Source organism: Colwellia sp. BRX8-7 (assembly GCF_014077275.1).
Lineage (GTDB): Bacteria > Pseudomonadota > Gammaproteobacteria > Enterobacterales > Alteromonadaceae > Colwellia_A.
On record NZ_JACGVP010000018.1, the window covers coordinates 54,251 to 73,145 of the forward strand.

Sequence of the window (18,895 nt, forward strand, 5' to 3'; positions counted from 1 at the left end):
CTTAAGTTAACTTTTTACCTTGCAATGCGTCGAGCATATTTTCAACTAACTGAGATGAATTCACCGAAGCTGTTTCTAAATAAGCTTCAAAGGAGGTAGGAGACTCTTTACCTGCTATATCAGACATAGAACGAATAACCACAAAAGGCACCTTAAATTGATGACAGGTATGAGCAATTGCGGCTCCTTCCATTTCAACCGCGGCCATAGTCGGAAAGTTAGCGCGGGCTTTAGCAATATCATCATCAGCAGTCATAAAGGTATCGCCGGTAGTGATTAAACCCAGTAAGGTCTGGATATTTTCCAACTCAGCAACACCTCCCTGTGCGGCTTTAACGAGTGTCGGGTGAGGAATATAAGCAGCTGGATTACCTGGTAACTGACCAATCTCATAGCCAAAAGCGGTGACATCGACATCGTGATAGCGAACTTCTGAACTAATGACAATATCGCCTACTTTTAGTGATTGTTCAAAACCACCAGCAGAGCCAGTATTAACAATATAGTCAGGCTGGAACTTATCAATTAAAATCGCGGTTGCTAAGGCAGCAGCCACTTTACCAATACCCGATTGTACAATAACGACATTACTGCCGTTGAGTTGCCCTTGATAAAAGGTATAACCTGCATGTTCGGTTGTTACTGCATGAGTTAATTTTGCTTTTAAAATAGCAACTTCTGGCTCCATTGCGCCAATTATTCCTGCTTTCATTTTATTTCCAATTCGTTGATAACATCTAATAAAACAATTATAACGTGAAGATTCCCAGATGTCGTATATTTATGTTCAGGATGGCCTTTCTCAGACATCCTGTCTTTCTAGGCATTAGTGCATCCCTGCACGTCAACGGTATAGCGCGGTGCTGTGACTGCATGGATGTAGGAAGTAGAGTAACGCAGGAGCAGTTACCGAGATGGCAAAGAGCGTATATGTTCAGGATGACCTTTCTCAGACATCCTGTCTTTCTAGGCATTAGTGCATCCCTGCACGTCAACGGTATAACGCGGTGCTGTGACTGCATGGATGTAGGAAGTAGAGTAACGCAGGAGCAGTTACCGAGATGGCAAAGAGCGTATATGTTCAGGATGGCCTTTCTCAGACATCCTGTCTTTCTATGTATGAGTTGAATAGGCATAAGATTATACGGAAACAACACATCGCCACTCTTAGCCTTTATGGCATTAAAACTGCCAAGCACGTTAATTATATCTAAGGGAAAACAAAAAAGTCAGCGAGTTAAATCGCTGACTTTTTATTTTAATAATGAGTTGATTTTATTGTAGAGTTTAATGAGGTAATGCGGCTACTTGCGGTGCAGGGATACGTTGCGACATAGCATTGCCTGTTGATGAGCCTAATTGCGCACGAGCGGCAATAGGAGACAAAGCGCCAACTTCTTCTCTATTTCTATTGGGTCGAGGTTTTAGCATGGGAGCAGGAATAATTTTTCCTTTAATTTTTGGCTCTGGTGGTCTGTTTCCTAAAAGTCGACTGTAAATACAAGCGCGGATCTCGTCAACGGTATAATTAGTTTTCACTTTAATACGAATATGAGGAATTGAAGATGCTTCTAATGCGCCGCTGACAAACCAGTCTTTTTTGATTTTATAGCCTTTACCTTGGGTATCAACTAAATCAATAACGCCACATAGCTTCATACTCTCACGATCACAAATAGCAAAGTCTAAGTATTTACTTTCGGCATTCGCTGATGCTGTTTGGCTTGCTCTGTTCGACACACCATGACGAATAGTGACAATATCAGCAAGTTTTACTCGATTAATAATACGGTATTTACCACCAAGGGCTTGTTCGAGCAAATTCTGAAAATTCTTCTCTGCTGGCGTAAAAAGACTTTGCTTTTTATCAAATGGAAAAGGAAAACTATTGTCGTTTAAGCGGCTAGCTAACAAAGCGACAATAACAATTAGGCTGATCATGGCAAAGAGAATTAATTCCATACACTGCTCCGGCGGTTCAAATTCTTGACGGTCTTCTTAATAACTGTTGAATAAGCAGAATTTGTGCCACAGATCATAATTTTGCTAGATTCTTTTAATAACCCTTGGCTAGGTGGAATTTATGCGACAGATCTTAATATAAAAGAGTTGTTTTAATGACCGTTCGGAAAGTAGAATTTATTCTATATACTTTAAGCTAAAAGACTGTTTGAGCATGGGAAAAAGGGGGGGGGATAAAAGACTCTAGTTATTATTTATCTAGAGTCTTTATTAGGTTTTGAGCGAATAATTATGCTGGGTATTTTGTCTCAAGTGCTGCATAAAGTTGTTGCTGAAAATCACTTGCACTGGCATCTAAGGTATTAACTAAATTAGCTAATACTTCATTGTCTTCTTCGCCATGCCAAACTTTGATATATGTCCCTTCTTTATAACCGTGGTCTTGACGGAAAAAATTCAAGGTGTTTTTGCCAACATATTGACGAAATAATTCATCTAGGTCCATATTCATCAAACGCATACAATCAGCTAAGGCAATCGCATCAAAACTTTTGTTAGTAACGGCGGCTGACGCTAGGTTTTCAAGGGCAATTTTAAAATCTTTTTCGCCTGAGCTTTCAGTGAGTTCTGTTGCTAAGGTGTCAGTAATACTTGTAACGGTTTCGCCTGTCATTAAACGTAAGCTTAATCCAAAATGAAAAATATCAACCAACTCCAGTTGCACTTGCGCAATATCTATTTCTTGATGTTTCCACCATTTCCATCCGTGATGGTCTAACATTTCAGCACACTCAACCCAAATGGCGCGATACCACTCATAACCATTTTCTTGCCAGGTATCACTAACACGAGTATTCATCGCGTCTTGCATGGTTAGCATTTGTTTTATTTGATTTTGTGCTGCTGAATTTGCGCTCATTTTTTTCTCTATTATTTGTAAATATCTATGGGGACTATTTTGCCGTAGAGAAAAGAAAGAAACAAGCAAACAAACGATGGTAATTTAATTAAAAAACTACCGCTAACTCAATACCGCTAAAGGCATAGTTTTTTGCTTGCCAGTTATAACCACTTATTTCACGAAAACGAACAAATGCTGTAACTTTTATTTGCTCAATCATCATCGAACTACCAATCCCTATATAGCCATCTGAATCGTTGTCATTGTAATGATGGTCAAAGTTATCATTTTCGAAATCTGTACTATAGCCCTTATTTCTATGTGAATAGTCATCGTCACTTCGATCATTAAAGGCAAGCTCAAGCAGATCAACGCCAAATTCAGCATAAAGACTAAAGTTAGAAAAATAACCTATTTTTATACCGCCTTCCCATGCAATAAAACCATGTTGGTAATCAAAGGTATCGGTAACCCTTGCATAGCCTATTGAGCTATTAACCGAGAAACCTAAATAACTATTAAGTTTACGATGAATTACCTCTACGCCAACACTTGAGTAATAGTCACTGTCGTTAGTTGCATGCTTAATAGAAATAATATAATCATTAGATTTCATTGCGTAACTATTCAAAGAAAACAAAATGTTAAAACAGATGACGATAATAATTTTGTTCATAATAAGCTCAGCAGAATATTTACAGCCATTCTCATCTTATTACGGGTAAGTTTCAGTGATCTAATTGTTAGGATATGCTGAAAAACTGTAAGTTATTGTCAGATTAATTCTGTAGACATTGAGCCTTTAGTGCTGGCGTCATTTAAAAGTGGGCTTTTACTCTAAGCCAAGCATTGCTGTTTTGTTGATGTTGACCAAAAAAAGTATACTTTTCTTCACCCCAAAATAAATTCGCCCCAGCCGAGAATAACCACTTATCGCTATAGCGATAAGTAATTGAAGGTTTAAGATAACCATCCTTGTCTGTGGGAGAATAAAAGTTAAAAACGCTATAAATTAATTTTTGCTGCAATGTTCTGTAGGTTAAGCGAACGGTTAATAATTGACGGTTTTCATCGACTTCTGTTGCTGGCGTAGCAGAATGGCTAATAAATTGCTGATAATGTTTGGTTTGCTCAACATAGAACTGAACGCTAGCGGTCAGGTTTTTAATTACTTCTCTTTCAAACGCCACTAAAAACCTATTTTGACCATTAGCAATAAAAGGGTTAGTGCCGTTATTATCCTCAATACTGTTATAACTTGCATATTCAGCATTAAATAATCCGCCGGCTAATGACAATCGAACACTGGCTCCCCAAGCATTCATTTCTGGAAAATAAGCTTGTGGTGACTGACTGTTATCTTCTGTAATACCTACGGGAGTTGGCCAAAAACCTTTATAACCATACAGCGCATATTCCACGCCATTATTGTTAGTCGCAAGGCGCGCTGAAAATTGTGCTTTATTGGTTTCTTTTACCCTAAAATTATCAGCGGGTGCAACTATGGCTTGTGCTTGCGGTGAATAAAAAGAAAAACGTTCGCCAGTGATGTAAACATCAGGGGTGAACTCAGGAGTCCAAGTGAGATCAAGTGAATAGTGACCAATATACCAAGTACCTTTCGCACTATCTGAAGGCGCTTTTAGATATTGGTCATCACGTCCTGAGAAGAATGATTGCCAGTTTTTTGCAAACAAGTCGTTAAGGAAAATATAATCACCGGTACCCCATGTCAGAATTTGCCGACCTAACTTAACATCTGTTTTATCAGAGGGGCTAAAACGGATATTTAATTCGCGTGTTTGCAAAAAAGTATCTTTTAATACATCGTCATAAATTAACTCTGCTTTTGAAACCAGCTCAAAAGATTCATGACTGTAATCAAGATTAACGCGTGTGGTGATTTCACTTAATGATGCGTTTGACTCAACAATATTATCCTGTAATAAATAGCCATAACCGGCTTCAACAAAACCTGAAAACTTCCAAGGTGAAACTGCTGCTTCGCTCCACTCATCACCCCAATTATCTGTTTCGTTTGCGAGAACATTAGCGGCAAAACTTGCGCTAACGACACAGAGGCTGGTCACTAGAAAAAAGAAATTTTTTACTGATTTTTGCACGATAATTTTGTCCATTTTTTGTTAAGCGATATAAAGACTAATAATCACGATACTGAATTAATTTCAGCAGCTAAAACGGGTCAGGATGAGCTCATACGATCACCCTTAGCTTATTAATCTAACCACTCTTTCGGTGGGTTACGTAAACTGCGCTCAGAAAAAATATCATTGGGTAAGCCAACATTATATTTAACATTTCTAAATTGCATTTCAGTATAGCTACCATCGGAGTGTTGAGTTATTTTTGAATGCATAACCGTGGTAAAACCATCAATAACTTCAGTTTTTAATACTTGCAGAGAACGTGATTTTTTACCTTGGCTGTCATAAAAGTCAACTTGCATCGGTAAAAAAGTGTTTTTATCAACACTGACAATATAATGATCAAATTCAACACTGTTTAGATCTTTAGGCTGAGCTTTGATCGTATAAAAGTTGTTATCAGTTTTTAACAGGGTAAAGTTATCTTCTGCGGGGTTTCTGCCTGAAACATCCTCATAAAAAAAATGTGCGCCAACAAAAGAAGTACGCTTATCACCGGCTGAAATACGTTTTACTAAATCTAGTGCTGGCAAGTACAACCAGCGGTCGTCATCGCTTGTGACTTTTTTAACTACACGAAATACCGTACCTTGGACATCGGTGGGGCGAGAGAAGAACACTAAAATGTCTTGGTTACCTAAATCGGTTTGGTCTTTACGCAAGATGGTAAATTGTCGCATCTGCTTATTGCCCTGCGCATCAACAATAATCATACGTGCTTGGGCACTTCCATCATCAGCAGAATAATATGAGGCTAAATTTGCCTTAGTAATAATTTTATTAGCATCGGTTAGATCGCCAGCATGGCCAACAAAACTTGAAAGGGAGCAGACCAGTATCAATAGTTTTGATAAATATTTCATCTTTATATCCTATAGTTGTTCAGTTTTTAGGTTTTGCTTACCAGCAAAAAGGGTCATTAATGCCGGCAATAGCACTAAAGTAACTAACGCCGATAGCGCCATAATACTCGCCAGGAAAAAACCAACGGTAATATAAGGCATTAATGGTGAAAGTAATAATGGGGTAAAACCAACCGCAATAACTATTGCATTGCGTGAAATTGCTCGGCTTGGCTCTTGGAACATTGCGGTTAATGCTTGTGTTAAGCTGCCCAGTTCTTTCTCTAATTCTCGTGCACGTTGGAGAAAATGAATGGCAAAATCGATAGATAGTCCTAATGTGAGCGCCGACAACACCGCGATAGGCATATCATAGTCTTTACCTATCCAGCCAATTAATCCATAGATCATCGAAATAGTAAGTGTTAGCGGCAACATGGCTAAAATACCGTACTTGAAAGACCGAAACAGTAAAACCATCATCAAGAAAACGATGACAAATGAAGACAATAGACTGTCGATCATCCCATTTACCATCGCGTCTTGCCAAACAATGTTTAAATAAGATTTACCTGCCCATTGATAACTAATATTTTTTGGCATTGGATTGTTGGTAATGTAAGTCTCTGTCCAGTTAACAACTTTGGTAGTGTGTTGATTGTCGCCACTAGTCATTTGCAACCATAAGAGACTTTTTTGGTAATCTTTAGTGACAAAATGCCATAAGTCTTGTGGACGATGTGATGACTGATATTGCAATAATGTTTGCGCAACGCCATTGCTTGTTTCAGGCAGAGTAAAGTCTTTATCTTCACCGGAGAAAAGCTCACGATTGACCGTTTTAACGATATCAGCCAAGCCATTACTTTTACCAACTAAACCTGTAGCTAGTAACGCTTGTTGAAAGTCGCTTTGCCAGTTTAATAACGTGGGGTCTAGAAATACTTTGCTGTCGTTGAAAGCGCTATCAGCAATATTGACTAACTGCTCAATAATAACCTGGTCTTTATCAGGGGCAGAAAACGTTAAGTCATCTAATAAAACCAACAAATGCTGATTGAATAATGACTCTTTTTTAGCCGAGTTAACGTTATTTATAAAGGTATGAATTTTTTTAGCGCTAGCTGAATCAGCGGTAAACGTTGCCAGAACTTCTTTGAATTTTTTTACCTCGCCGTTATTGTCCCCCTCGTTATTGTTAAACACTAACCAAGCATCATAAGTACCAGCAAAATGTTCATTAAGTACCTTGTCAGCAATTCTTATTTCGTGATCCGCTTTAAACCAATTAACAGGATTATCATTAATTTCAATACGACTAACGCCTTCAATACTAATTAAAAATAAGGCAACAAAGCCGATAAGAATAAGCTTGGTTTTTTGAGTAGCAAAACTGCCTAACCGTTCTAATACATTGGCTAATCTGCCTTTTTTCTCCATACGCACTATAGCGTCATGCAATTTGGCTAAAGTTTCAGGTTTTAAACGAGAAATATAAGCAGGGACGTAAATAATTGTCAGCGCGAATGCCAATAAAATACCAGTACCAATAAAAGCACCAAAGACTTTTACCGGCGGAATAGGGGTTAGCATTAACGAATAAAAACCGATAGCAGAGGTGATTGATGTATAAAGCATTGGTGTATATAAATGCTTCATGACACCTTTTACAACATCGCCGGCATCATCACCTGTTTTATATTTTTCAGCAAATTCAGAGAGAATATGAACTGAGTCAACCACTGCTATTGGCATTAAGAATATAGCGATCATTGATGACATAATATGAACAGTAAAGCCCATACCGATGAGTGAGCCCATGACTATAATCACCGTAGCCATCGCGACCACCATAGGTGCAATTATTAACGGAAAATTGCGAAAAAAGTACCAAAGTAAAACAAAAATAGCTAAACCAGCAAGTGGAGCTGCAACACCCATTTGAACAAACATCTCATAGCCAAATTGGTCTTCAGCGACAGGTAAACCTGTGATATGAAAGTCTACATTAGCCACCAACTCTGCGGGAAAATTGCCACTGATAGTACGAATTTTTTCGGCAATATTATAACTCATGTCTTTGGCTTGAATAGGCACGTAAATCGCTATCGCTTTGTTGTCTCCAGAAACTATGGTGTTGTTAAGCATAGGTAAGCGTTTTACGGCTTGTTGAATGGCTAAGCTGCCTTCGAGTGAAGACGGTGCCTGCTTCATTAGATATTCAAAGCGTATGCCGTTATTTTCACCTTGGTTATTTTTTTCTTGGGTAATATTGTCAACAACACTCAAGGATAATAAATCTTGTTGAATAACCCCTTCAATTTGTAATATTTCTGTTGAAAGTTGCTCAATAACCTGTAATGCACTAGGAGTAAAAATACTATTTTTACTAACAATTCCAACGACTATCATATCGCGCATTTGAAAGTCAGCTTTTGTTTGGTTATGAAAAACACGTGCTGGCGCATCACTGCTCAGCATATTTTCAGGGTCGGTATCTATTTTCAGGTTTGGCATCATCGCCAGACTAATTGCCACCATTAATAAGACTAAGGTGTAAACAAGTTTAGGTTTCTCAATAGCGAGTTGCAGCAGTCTGGTGTAATTCAAAAGGGATCCTTAACTGAAAAGTTATTATATTAGATAAATGTAATGTACTTTTATATTAGCACTATCTAATGTAATATCAATTAATATTTACTTTTTGCTGACAATAAAGACCCAAATGATGAATAATGAAACTCAAATAGACATAGCTGAAATGCGTGGTAATGCAACTCAAGCCGCTGAGTTACTGAAGGCGATGAGTAATGAAAATAGATTATTGATACTTTGCTATTTAGGTGAGAAAGAAATGTCGGTATCAGAGCTTAATGGTTTTATTGATTTGAGCCAGTCGAGTTTATCGCAGCATTTAGCTCGATTGAGAAAAGACGGCTTGGTAAAAACTCGCCGAGAATCACAAACGATATACTACACAATTGCTCATCCATCGATAGTAAAGCTAATTACTTTTTTACATAGTGAGTTTTGTTAAAGGTTAAAGGTTAAAGGTTAATTAACGATTAAGTCACAGAGGTTTTTCTCAGTGACTTAACCGCACAGCAGAATTAAATATGCTCTATAACGATACAGCCTGCCGAATAACCGGCACCAAAAGAACAGATTAAAGCTTTATCGCCAGTAACCATATCATCATGGTTCAAGTGAAAAGCAATAATAGAACCCGCCGAAGCCGTATTTGCAAACTTGTCTAAAATAATTGGCGCTTCATTGCCCATAGGGTCACGGCCTAATACTTTCTTTGCAACAAAGTTATTCATGTTGATATTGGCTTGATGTAAAAATAACCTTTTTAAATCTTTAGCTTCAACATTTGCTTCTGCCATTTGCTCGGTAATTAATTGAGAGACCATTGGCAGTACTTCTTTAAAAACTTTTCGTCCTTGCTGAACAAACATTTTGTCATTATCAAGCATGGTTTCTGGATCACATTTATTGATATGACCAAAGTTACTACGAATGTTATTAGAAAAGGTCGTGATCGGCTTCTTAGTTAATATTTTAAAGCAATGGTCAGCCGTAGCGGTTGCTTGTTTTTCAATAACAATAGCCGTTGCAACATCGCCAAAGATAAAGTGACTGTCGCGGTCGCGTAAATTAATTTGTGGAAAATTGAGTTCAGGGTTAATCACTAACACTGTTTTTGCTGTGTCGCCATGCAAAGCATTTGAAGCATTCATAATACCAAAGGTTGCCGATGAACAAGCGACGAGCATATCGTAAGCCCAACCTTTACAACCTAGTTCTTTTTGTACTTCAATGGCAATTGCAGGATAAGCGCGTTGTGTGTATGAACAAGCAACAATGATTAAATCGATATCGTCTGCTGTTTTATTTGCTGCAGCCATCGCTTGTTTCGCGGCGCCAACAGCCATTTCTGCTTGTGCTGATAATTGCTCATCACTACGCTGAGGAATAAGTGGCATCATGGTTTTAGGGTCAAGTGCGCCGTCTTTATACATAACATAGCGACTTTTAATGCCTGATGCTTTTTCAATGAATTCACTTGAAGACGGTTTTAAGGCCGTTAACTGCTCACTGTTAATAGCGGCGGCATTTTCAATATTATAGTCTTCAACATATTGATTAAATGCGGTGACTAATTCATCGTTTGAAATACTGTGTGGTGGTGTAAATAGACCTGTACCACTGATCACGATTGACATGTATTTTCTCCGTTTGTAATTTTCTAGTGGTCGTACCATGAGACTTATTGTATTAAAGTACAAGCACTTCAATGCTTTTAATTTATCTGTTATGGATTATACCCGTTACTGATAAAAGTGCACTGTCAAAAATTTAGCTTGTTTGATAGACGTTAACCGTTAATTAAAAAGCTTTTTACGCACCATTGCTCGATAGTCTCTTGGAGTGAGTTTTAATTGTTTCTTAAACAGCCGAGTTAACTGGCCTTGCTCTTGATAACCCACCTGAAAAGCGATTTCTTGAATAGACAGATTACTTGAGGATAGTAAATCTTTGACTGTTTCTACACGCATTTTTTGCCAATAATGAGAGGCTTTAACGCCGGTAGCATTTTTAAAACGCCGACTAAAGGTTCTATGGCTAATACCAAATTGTAACGCGAGTTCAGTAAGCGATAATGTTGATGATAGATTAGTACGCATCCAGAATTGAATTTGAGTGATCAATTCATCAGGATGTCGATCGACCGCACCTTCTAAATAACGTTGTTCTTCATATGGTTTTCTTATTTCATGAGAGAAATTACGCTCAACATGTTGTGCAGCAGTCTCACCGTACGTTTGATGAATAACGTGAACGGTAATATCAGCTAAGGCATTTAAACTTGCCGCACAGTAAATACGTTCTGACTGGGTAATAAAAAAATCTGGTTTCAATTCAACGTTAGGATAATTTCTTTTGAATTGGTCAACATAATGCCAGTGTGTTGTTGCCGGATGATGATCAAGTAGTCCTGACTCAGCAATAAAACAAACCCCTGTACCACCACCAATAAGCGTTGAACCTTGTTGCCACATACGATTAAGCCAACTTACCATTTTGGGCTGTTTTTTGATTATTGGCCTAGGGTTGCGCCAAAGACTAGGAATAAAAATATAATCTGGACTTTGGGCATGCTCAATATCTTTATCGGGATAAAGCTTAATAAGTGCTCTGGTGCGCACTGGGGCTAATAGTTCGCTCACCATTTCAATACTGAGTTTAGGTGATTGCCTATCTTCTCTTCGAGCAAAAGCTTCGCCTGCCCTAAGCATTTCAATAGGTAAGCTTACGCTGGTTGCTAACATATGATCATATAAAACCAAGGCAACATTGATTGTTTTTCGGCTTGTCTTGAGTGGCATATTAATAACTTTTGCAACATTTGGCTGTTATTGTATTGTTTATGGCTGAAAACGACAATTAATTATTGGTATTTCTTTTTACACTAGTGACAAGAATTACGACTCATGTATTTAAGAGAATTATAAATGACTGCTTTACCTATTATTGTTGGCATGGGCGGCGTAAACGCTGCTGGCCGCACCTCGTTTCATCAAGGTTTTCGTCGTATTGTTATCGACAAATTAACTGCAGAAGCACGCCAAGAAACTTTTGTTGGTCTTGCTACTTTGATGAATATCTTAACTTTCCAAGCAGGTCAGTTAGTTGACGTTGAGGGTAATAGTGTTGCATTAAGCGAAGTAGAAGCACGTTTTGGCCAGCAAATTCTTGATGGCACCCTTATCCGTAAAATTGAAAATAATCACTTTGACCCTGACGCGACGCATTGCCACACAAATATGGCGGCAACACCGAGCACTGAAAATATTACTTTTGAAATTAAAGAAAAAGAATTACCAAAACCCTTACCGCGCTCATGGACAGTAACACCCTTAGCAGATAAACGTGTAAAGGTTGAAATTACTGATAATTTAGATATTAAACATAGTAGTTATCGCGATAATCCGATTAAAGCAGCGGGGCAATTACCTACCGGCTTTGAACCGTCGACATTATATAATAGTCGTTATCAGCCACGTGGCTTACAAACGACTATTTTTGGTGCTGCAGACGCTATTCATTCAACGGGCTTTAGTTGGGATGAAATATTAGAAAAAGTAAGCCCAGACCACGTGGGTACTTATTCTTCTTCAGCTTTCGGTCAAATGCAATCGGAAGGTTTAGGGGGCATGTTGCAAAATCGTTTGCATGGCGATCGTGTTACCACTAAAAACTTAGCGTTGGGCTTAAACACCATGTCAGCTGATTTTATTAATGGTTATGTGACCGGCAGTGTGGGTACCACTTCGACTTCGACTGGCGCTTGTGCAAGTTTTCTTTATAACTTACGTAATGCTATTCAAGATATTAAATCAGGTCGAGTGCGTGTTGCTATTGTGGGCAGTAGTGAAAGCCCAATAACACCGGAAATTATTGAAGGTTTCGGTAACATGAGCGCACTGGCTAATGAAGAAGGTTTGAAAAAACTTGATGGTATTACCGATGGCCAAGCTGACCACCGTAATACCAGTCGACCGTTTGGTGAAAACTGTGGTTTTACTATTGGTGAAGCTGCACACTTTCTGGTGATTATGGATGACGAATTAGCCGTTGAATTAGGCGCTAAACCTTTGGGATCGGTTGCTGATGTATTCATTAATGCCGATGGTATTAAAAAATCTATTACCGCTCCAGGTCCTGGTAATTACATTACCATGGCGAAGTCAGTGGCATTAGCAAAAAGTATTTTAGGGGAAGAGTCGGTACAAAAGCGTAGCTTTATATTAGCTCATGGTTCAAGTACCCCACAAAACCGTATCACCGAGTCGTTAATTTATCACCGTTTGGCAGAAACTTTTGATATTCATAATTGGCCGGTAGCCGCGCCTAAAGCTTATGTTGGCCATACTATTGCACCAGCAAGTGGTGACCAAATCACTATGGCGCTAGGTGTTTTTGCTCATAATATTATGCCGGGTATTACGACCATTAAATCGATAGCCGATGATGTTCATAATGAGCGCTTGAATATCGCTCTTGATCACTGGCAGTGTGAAGCGATGGATGTTGCTTTCATCAATTCAAAAGGTTTTGGCGGTAACAATGCCACGGCCACTATACTCTCACCAGACGTAACGCTCTCTATGCTGAAAAAACGATATAGCATAGCAGAAATGACCCGTTACCAAGAAAAGTTATCTGCGGTTGAAGTGAAACAAAGTATCTATCAAGAAAAAGCCAACAATGGACAGTTTGAATTAATTTATAAATTTGGTGTGGGTGTACTAGGTGATGATGATATTGAAATTAACACTGAAAATATCTCAATGACCGGCTTTACTAATAGTATTGCCTTACCCAGTAAAAATCCGTTTGCGGATATGGTGTAGTCATAACTTAACCCCTTGCAAGGTTATACTAAGTAAAAACGAAAGAGCAAAGCATTATCGCTTTGCTTTTTTGTACCTTTATAAACAGTATCTTTCGATCATCTTCAGTAATAGTTGTTCAGTTTTATCAATTTCGCTATGCGCTAGAAATTCATTAGGCTGGTGTGCTTGATCAATTGAACCAGGACCTAAAACGATAGTTTGACAACCCAGTTGTTGGATGAAAGGAGCTTCGGTCGCATAGTTAACCGCACAACATGAATGACCACTTATTTCTTCGGCTATAGTGACAAAATCACTGTTTTTACTTTGTTCAAAGCTGGGTGAACTCGGATCCAATTCACTAAATGAAATTCTATTAGGGTATTTTTCAGCTAACGGTTTTAACGCTTCACTGAGTAGTAAGATAAGTTCGCTGTCAGTCATGCCGGGTAGGGCACGCATATCAATGTCTAACTCGCAGTGACCACAAATTCTATTAGCATTGTCGCCACCGTGTATTGCGCCAAAATTAAGGGTTGGCTCCTTTACATCAAAGGCTTGATTACTATAATTGAGAGCCAATTTTTCTTTGAGTTGCATTAATTGGCCAATCACTTGATGGATAATTTCTATCGCATTCACGCCTAAACTTGGCTTGCTTGAGTGTCCTGATTGACCTTGAATAGTTATGCGATGGGACATATGACCTTTATGCATGATGACAGGGACCAAATTTGTTGGCTCACCAATAATAGCAACATCGGGTTTTATCTGTTGGTTTTTGGTGAAAAAACGTGCGCCAGCCATGGTGGTTTCTTCATCTGCGGTGGCCAAAATGTAAAGTGGTTTTTTTAACTGTTGCGCGGTTAATCCTTTACAAACTTGTAAAATAAAAGCAAAAAAACCTTTCATATCACACGTGCCTAAACCATAAAATTTATTATCTTTATCAACAATTTTGAACGGGTCTGACTGCCAACGATTTTCATCAAAAGGTACAGTGTCACTATGACCTGCCAGTAACAATCCTCCTGTTCCACTACCTAGTTTTGCTAATAAATTATATTTATTGCGCGTTTCTGGCACCGCTTGAATGTCGATACTAAAACCGAGTTGTTCAAACCAACTTGCCAATAGTTGAATAACTGCTAAATTCCCTTGATCCCAGTTCGCTTGTGTCGAGCTAATAGAAGCACTGGCAATAAGTTGTGTTAATGAATCAGTAAAGTTGGGCAAATTTTTCATAGTGGCTCACAGTTGAAAATGAATAAATAAAAAAAAGCATGGGTAATTATGCTTATTTGTTGCATAACGAGTCATTGGGTGTTATTTTCCTATTCTAGTGTAAATAACCTAAATATAGAAGGCTATTGAAAATAATTTGTTTTCTGCTTTCCTTAGGTTAATAAAAAATTAATAGATGAGGTTGTATGAAAGTCGCGGTTATTGGAGCAAGTGGATATGTGGGTGCAGAGCTGATTAATTTATTGTCTGCGCACGATAAAATTTCCCTTGAATATTTACTGGTGTCAGAAAACAGTAGCTCGGCAGATATGACCTTTTCGCAATTACATCCGCGTTACTTAGGCGTATGTGATTTACCTTTAGTCTGTTTTTCACAGCGTTGGTTCGATGATACGGTACAAAAGCTTGATGCGGTATTCTTTGCTACTCCGCATGAGTTCAGTGCTGACTGGGCACAAGCTTTTGTTGAGAAAGGTGTTAAGGTTTTCGATCTCTCGGGTGGTTTTCGTTTAAAAAATAGTGAAGATTATCCAACATTCTATGGTTTTGAACATAAAAACTTATTGGCGCTTGCCCAAGCAACTTATGGTTTAGCCGAATGGCAGCAAGATGATATTGCTAATACACAATTAGTTGCTGTACCTGGTTGTTACCCAACAGCAAGTTTATTATCACTTAAGCCGATTACCGTAAATAACTACCATCTTGAAAACTCTCTCATTGTTGTTAATGGGATCAGCGGCGTCAGCGGTGCGGGTAGAAAAGCCTCATTAGCGACAAGCTTTTATGAAGTCAGCCTAACACCCTACAATATTTTACAACACAGGCATCAACCCGAGATAAGCCAAGAAGCTAATGCCGCGGTTATTTTTAATCCTCACCTTGCACCTTATAAAAGAGGATTGCTGGCAACTGTCACTTTGCAAATCAAAGCAGGTATTACGACAAAACATATTAACGAAGCTTTTTTAAACGCTTATCAAGATAAGCCATTGGTGCGCTTAACCGGCGCTTGGCCGAAAATAGACAATGTGGCTAATACACCATTTGCTGATTTACATTGGCAAGTCGATGAAGAAAAACAAGTTGTTGTGGTGAGTTGTGCTATCGATAATTTATTAAAAGGTGCTGCTTCACAAGCGGTGCAATGTGCGAATATTTCTCTGGGTTTAGCGAGTGAGTATAGTTTGTTGCACAATGTAACTTTGGGAAAGAGTTAATGACTAAGACAATAAACACATCAGTAACGTCTAAAACTAACAAGCCATTAGTGATCAAAATCGGTGGCGCTATTCTTGAAAAAAAAGATGCTTTAGCTGATTTATTAAAAATTATCGCGACATTAAAAAATCAAGCCGTGGTGCTAGTGCATGGCGGCGGCTGTGTTGTTGATGAAATACTCAGCCAAGCTGGTTTTACTTCAGAAAAAAAACAGGGTTTACGTGTTACACCTCAAGAGCAAATGCCCCTTATTGCGGGTGCATTAGCAGGTAGTGTTAATAAAGCGATTGTTGCCACTGCAGCAAGTTTACACATGCAAGCCGTTGGATTGTCACTGGTCGATGGTGATATGGTTTCGTGTCAGTTAAGCGATAAAGGCCTGGGTATGGTGGGTGAGCCTAGTGCAAATAATAGTAAGTTACTCGATACACTTTTAAGTGCAAACTTTTTGCCGGTTATCTCTTCTATTGGTTCATTAGCCAATGGTGAGTTAGTGAATGTTAATGCGGATGATGCAGCTGTCGCAATTTGTCAGTTACTAAATGCCGAATTGCTACTGCTAACCGATGTTAATGGTGTAAAAGATGCGCGTGGCGAATATATTGCTTCACTGAGTAAAACTCAGGCAAATTCCTTAATAGAGCAAGGTGTTATTGCTGGTGGGATGACCGCAAAAGTTAATGCCGCTTTGCATGCAGCAAGCCAATTGCGACGAAGTATCGCGGTTGCCAGTTGGCAGTCGCCTGAGCAAATCATCAATCTAATAAAGGGTGATGCAATTGGCACACGCATTCAGCCACATTAACCACAGTTAAGTCACACTTAATTTAACGATTTTTCGGATAGGACTTATCATGTCAACGACACACACAAGATTAGAAAACTTTTTAGCAGATGATCAACTGACTAAAACACAAATAATTGATCTGATTGCTTTAGCGATAAAGATTAAAAACCATCCTAGCGACTATAGTAAAGCTTTAGCGGGTAAATCTGTAGTGATGCTCTTTGAAAAACCTTCATTAAGAACACACGTTAGTTTTGATATGGGTATTAACAAATTAGGCGGCCATGCGCTATATTTAGGCCAACAAAATGGCAAACTAGGTGAGCGAGAACGAGTTAGTGATTACGCTAAAAATCTTTCTTGCTATGCTGACGCTATCGTTGCACGTGTTTTTGAAAACAGCGCCATCGAAGGTTTAGCTGAGCACGCAACTATTCCAGTGATTAATGCACTGTGTGATATATATCATCCGTGCCAAGCACTAGCTGACTTTGTCACTTTGCAAGAATATTTTGTTTTAGGTAAAGGTATAGATTTAACAAAGGTTAAACTTGCTTATATTGGTGATGGTAACAATGTGTCCAATTCGTTGATGTTTATGGCTGCAATACTAGGGGTCGATTTTACCTTGGTTTGCCCAGCGGGGCATGAACCAGAAGCACAATTATTGAGTAAAGCGAAAGCTTTTGCAGATAAGTCAGGGAGTAAGTTGGTACTTACATCAGATGTTGAGGCTTTAGGGCCGCAAGATGCTATTTATACCGATACATGGGTATCAATGGGCTTTGAAGATGCCAGTAAAAAAGCTGCACTTCTAGAGAAGTTTGCACCCTATCAAGTGAACCATCAAATGATGAAAGGCAGTGGCGCCAGTATTGTGATGCATTGCCAACCAGCGCACTTAGAGGAAGAAATAACAACCGCACTTTTTGACAGTGAAATGTCGGTAGTTTTCCAAGCAGCAGAAAATAGAATGTGGGCGCAAAATGCGGTACTCGTTACGCTATTAGCTAAATAATAGTGTAGAAATTATTAGGTCAGCAGCTGATTTATATTCAGCATGACAATTTATCAAGATTAGTTAGGAATAAGACAATGGCTTTAGCAAAAAAACAAATCAAAAAAGTAGTATTAGCATATTCTGGTGGATTAGATACCTCAGCGATTATTCCATGGTTAAAAGAAAATTATCAAGGCTGTGAGGTTATCGCGTTTTGTGCTGATGTCGGCCAAGGTGATGAAGAGCTTGAAGGTGTTAAAGAGAAAGCGATTGCTTCAGGGGCATCTGAATGTTACGTGGTTGATCTTAAAGAAGAATACATAAAAGAGTATGTGTACCCCATTTTAAAAACCGGTGCGGTATACGAAGGTCAATATTTATTAGGTACGTCAATGGCACGACCTATTATTGCTAAAGCGCACATAGAAATCGCTCTTAAAGTGGGTGCTGATGCCGTGTGTCATGGTTGTACGGGTAAAGGCAACGACCAAGTTCGTTTTGAGTCTTGTTTTGCTGCACTAGCGCCAGAGCTTACCGTCATCGCCCCATGGCGTGAGTGGGACATGGTTTCGCGTGAAGACTTACTCGATTATCTTGCCGAACGTAACATTCCTTGTGCGGCTTCATTAACTAAAATCTACAGTCGTGATGCTAATGCTTGGCATATTTCTCATGAAGGTGGTGAGTTAGAAGACCCTTGGTGTGAGCCATCAAAAGAAGTATGGACCATGACAGTTGATCCTATGGATGCGCCTGATGAGCCTGAAAAAGTACAATTAAGTTTTGCTGACGGTGAGCTTGTTGCTATTGATGGTATAGACTTCTCTGGTAATGGCCAGGAAAACAGTGCCGGTGCTTATCAAGCGTTAATGTACTTAAATGCTAAAGGAGCTGCCCACGGCGTTGGTAGAATCGATATTGTCGAAAACCGCTTGGTTGGTATGAAGTCTCGTGGTTGTTATGAAACGCCAGGCGGTACTATTTTGATGGCGGCTTATAAAGGTTTAGAGACACTTATTCTCGACAAAGAGTCACTTAAATATCGCGAATCTATTGGCCTTGAATTTTCACATGTTATTTATGATGGTCGCTGGTTTACCCCGCTTGCTAAGGCTCAATTGGCTTCTGCTGCCTCATTTGCCGAAAAACTAACGGGTGATGTGGTTGTTAAATTGTATAAAGGCATGGCGCAAGTCATACAACGTCGTTCGCCAAATAGTTTGTATTCTGAAGCATTTGCTACTTTTGGTGCTGACGATGTTTATGACCAAAAACACGCCGAAGGATTTATTCGTTTATTTAGCTTATCGAGTAGGATCACCGCACTTTCTCAAAAAGATACTGTGCTAAAGCATAAGGAAAAATAGTC

General features: G+C 38.9%; 16 protein-coding genes. 6 read left to right on the forward strand and 10 right to left on the reverse strand.

The window, feature by feature from the left end; genetic code table 11:
* Position 1: 1 nt before the first annotated feature.
* From mtnN to H4J57_RS16430, 7 genes are all read right to left on the reverse strand, one after another.
* Entirely contained in the window at positions 2–712 is a 711-nt protein-coding gene (mtnN, locus tag H4J57_RS16400) for a 5'-methylthioadenosine/S-adenosylhomocysteine nucleosidase (RefSeq protein WP_182243626.1), read from the reverse strand.
* 575 nt (positions 713–1,287) lie between these two features.
* On the reverse strand, positions 1,288–1,962 hold the full coding sequence (locus H4J57_RS16405) for a DUF2726 domain-containing protein (RefSeq protein ID WP_182216781.1): 675 nt from the start codon (positions 1,960–1,962) through the stop codon (positions 1,288–1,290).
* Between the two features lie 289 nt (positions 1,963–2,251).
* Complete coding sequence (locus tag H4J57_RS16410) at positions 2,252–2,881, reverse strand: dUTP diphosphatase (RefSeq protein WP_182243627.1); 630 nt, start codon at positions 2,879–2,881, stop codon at positions 2,252–2,254.
* 88 nt (positions 2,882–2,969) lie between these two features.
* Positions 2,970–3,479 (reverse strand): hypothetical protein, encoded by a 510-nt coding sequence (locus H4J57_RS16415; RefSeq protein WP_182243628.1) that lies wholly within the window; start codon positions 3,477–3,479, stop codon positions 2,970–2,972.
* 202 nt (positions 3,480–3,681) lie between these two features.
* Positions 3,682–4,986, reverse strand: coding sequence for a hypothetical protein (locus H4J57_RS16420; RefSeq protein ID WP_182243629.1), 1,305 nt, complete (start codon positions 4,984–4,986; stop codon positions 3,682–3,684).
* A 113-nt stretch (positions 4,987–5,099) separates the two neighbouring features.
* Entirely contained in the window at positions 5,100–5,891 is a 792-nt protein-coding gene (locus H4J57_RS16425) for an outer membrane lipoprotein-sorting protein (protein WP_182222752.1), read from the reverse strand.
* A gap of 9 nt (positions 5,892–5,900) precedes the next feature.
* Positions 5,901–8,480, reverse strand: a complete 2,580-nt coding sequence (locus H4J57_RS16430; protein WP_259366881.1) for an RND family transporter — start codon at positions 8,478–8,480, stop codon at positions 5,901–5,903.
* A 118-nt stretch (positions 8,481–8,598) separates the two neighbouring features.
* On the opposite strand from H4J57_RS16430, the gene H4J57_RS16435 reads away from it, so the two are divergent.
* Positions 8,599–8,907, forward strand: coding sequence for a metalloregulator ArsR/SmtB family transcription factor (locus tag H4J57_RS16435; RefSeq protein ID WP_083277999.1), 309 nt, complete (start codon positions 8,599–8,601; stop codon positions 8,905–8,907).
* A gap of 73 nt (positions 8,908–8,980) precedes the next feature.
* On the opposite strand, the gene H4J57_RS16440 is transcribed toward H4J57_RS16435, so the two are convergent.
* Both H4J57_RS16440 and H4J57_RS16445 read right to left on the reverse strand, forming a co-directional pair.
* The gene (locus tag H4J57_RS16440) at positions 8,981–10,099 is read right to left on the reverse strand and encodes a beta-ketoacyl-ACP synthase III (RefSeq protein WP_070375624.1); all 1,119 of its coding nucleotides are present in this window, start codon (positions 10,097–10,099) and stop codon (positions 8,981–8,983) included.
* A gap of 159 nt (positions 10,100–10,258) precedes the next feature.
* The gene (locus tag H4J57_RS16445) at positions 10,259–11,263 is read right to left on the reverse strand and encodes a GlxA family transcriptional regulator (RefSeq protein ID WP_182222753.1); all 1,005 of its coding nucleotides are present in this window, start codon (positions 11,261–11,263) and stop codon (positions 10,259–10,261) included.
* A gap of 126 nt (positions 11,264–11,389) precedes the next feature.
* On the opposite strand from H4J57_RS16445, the gene H4J57_RS16450 reads away from it, so the two are divergent.
* Positions 11,390–13,291: a beta-ketoacyl synthase gene (locus tag H4J57_RS16450; protein ID WP_182216791.1), complete on the forward strand. Its 1,902-nt coding sequence runs from the start codon at positions 11,390–11,392 to the stop codon at positions 13,289–13,291.
* 78 nt (positions 13,292–13,369) lie between these two features.
* Here H4J57_RS16450 and argE read toward each other — a convergent pair whose 3' ends face one another.
* On the reverse strand, positions 13,370–14,518 hold the full coding sequence (gene argE, locus H4J57_RS16455; protein WP_182222754.1) for an acetylornithine deacetylase: 1,149 nt from the start codon (positions 14,516–14,518) through the stop codon (positions 13,370–13,372).
* A gap of 185 nt (positions 14,519–14,703) precedes the next feature.
* On the opposite strand from argE, the gene argC reads away from it, so the two are divergent.
* The 4 genes from argC (at position 14,704) to H4J57_RS16475 (ending at position 18,893) form a co-directional block, all read left to right on the forward strand.
* Complete coding sequence (gene argC / locus H4J57_RS16460) at positions 14,704–15,738, forward strand: N-acetyl-gamma-glutamyl-phosphate reductase (protein WP_182243630.1); 1,035 nt, start codon at positions 14,704–14,706, stop codon at positions 15,736–15,738.
* On the forward strand, positions 15,738–16,544 hold the full coding sequence (gene argB, locus H4J57_RS16465) for an acetylglutamate kinase (protein ID WP_070375629.1): 807 nt from the start codon (positions 15,738–15,740) through the stop codon (positions 16,542–16,544). Before argC ends, argB begins: the two co-directional genes overlap by 1 nt.
* Positions 16,545–16,593: 49 nt before the next feature.
* Positions 16,594–17,544, forward strand: a complete 951-nt coding sequence (locus H4J57_RS16470; protein ID WP_182243631.1) for an ornithine carbamoyltransferase — start codon at positions 16,594–16,596, stop codon at positions 17,542–17,544.
* A 77-nt stretch (positions 17,545–17,621) separates the two neighbouring features.
* Positions 17,622–18,893, forward strand: a complete 1,272-nt coding sequence (locus tag H4J57_RS16475; RefSeq protein ID WP_182243632.1) for an argininosuccinate synthase — start codon at positions 17,622–17,624, stop codon at positions 18,891–18,893.
* Positions 18,894–18,895: the final 2 nt, after the last annotated feature.

What these genes read in the sequence shown, in the direction of transcription:
- mtnN (WP_182243626.1), bottom strand. Translation starts at nt 712, where the DNA reads ATGAAAGCAGGAATAATTGGCGCAATGGAGCCAGAAGTTGCTATTTTA.
- H4J57_RS16405 (WP_182216781.1), bottom strand. Translation starts at nt 1,962, where the DNA reads ATGGAATTAATTCTCTTTGCCATGATCAGCCTAATTGTTATTGTCGCT.
- H4J57_RS16410 (WP_182243627.1), bottom strand. Translation starts at nt 2,881, where the DNA reads ATGAGCGCAAATTCAGCAGCACAAAATCAAATAAAACAAATGCTAACC.
- H4J57_RS16415 (WP_182243628.1), bottom strand. Translation starts at nt 3,479, where the DNA reads ATGAAATCTAATGATTATATTATTTCTATTAAGCATGCAACTAACGAC.
- H4J57_RS16425 (WP_182222752.1), bottom strand. Translation starts at nt 5,891, where the DNA reads ATGAAATATTTATCAAAACTATTGATACTGGTCTGCTCCCTTTCAAGT.
- H4J57_RS16435 (WP_083277999.1), top strand. Translation starts at nt 8,599, where the DNA reads ATGAATAATGAAACTCAAATAGACATAGCTGAAATGCGTGGTAATGCA.
- H4J57_RS16440 (WP_070375624.1), bottom strand. Translation starts at nt 10,099, where the DNA reads ATGTCAATCGTGATCAGTGGTACAGGTCTATTTACACCACCACACAGT.
- H4J57_RS16445 (WP_182222753.1), bottom strand. Translation starts at nt 11,263, where the DNA reads ATGCCACTCAAGACAAGCCGAAAAACAATCAATGTTGCCTTGGTTTTA.
- H4J57_RS16450 (WP_182216791.1), top strand. Translation starts at nt 11,390, where the DNA reads ATGACTGCTTTACCTATTATTGTTGGCATGGGCGGCGTAAACGCTGCT.
- argE (WP_182222754.1), bottom strand. Translation starts at nt 14,518, where the DNA reads ATGAAAAATTTGCCCAACTTTACTGATTCATTAACACAACTTATTGCC.
- argC (WP_182243630.1), top strand. Translation starts at nt 14,704, where the DNA reads ATGAAAGTCGCGGTTATTGGAGCAAGTGGATATGTGGGTGCAGAGCTG.
- argB (WP_070375629.1), top strand. Translation starts at nt 15,738, where the DNA reads ATGACTAAGACAATAAACACATCAGTAACGTCTAAAACTAACAAGCCA.
- H4J57_RS16470 (WP_182243631.1), top strand. Translation starts at nt 16,594, where the DNA reads ATGTCAACGACACACACAAGATTAGAAAACTTTTTAGCAGATGATCAA.
- H4J57_RS16475 (WP_182243632.1), top strand. Translation starts at nt 17,622, where the DNA reads ATGGCTTTAGCAAAAAAACAAATCAAAAAAGTAGTATTAGCATATTCT.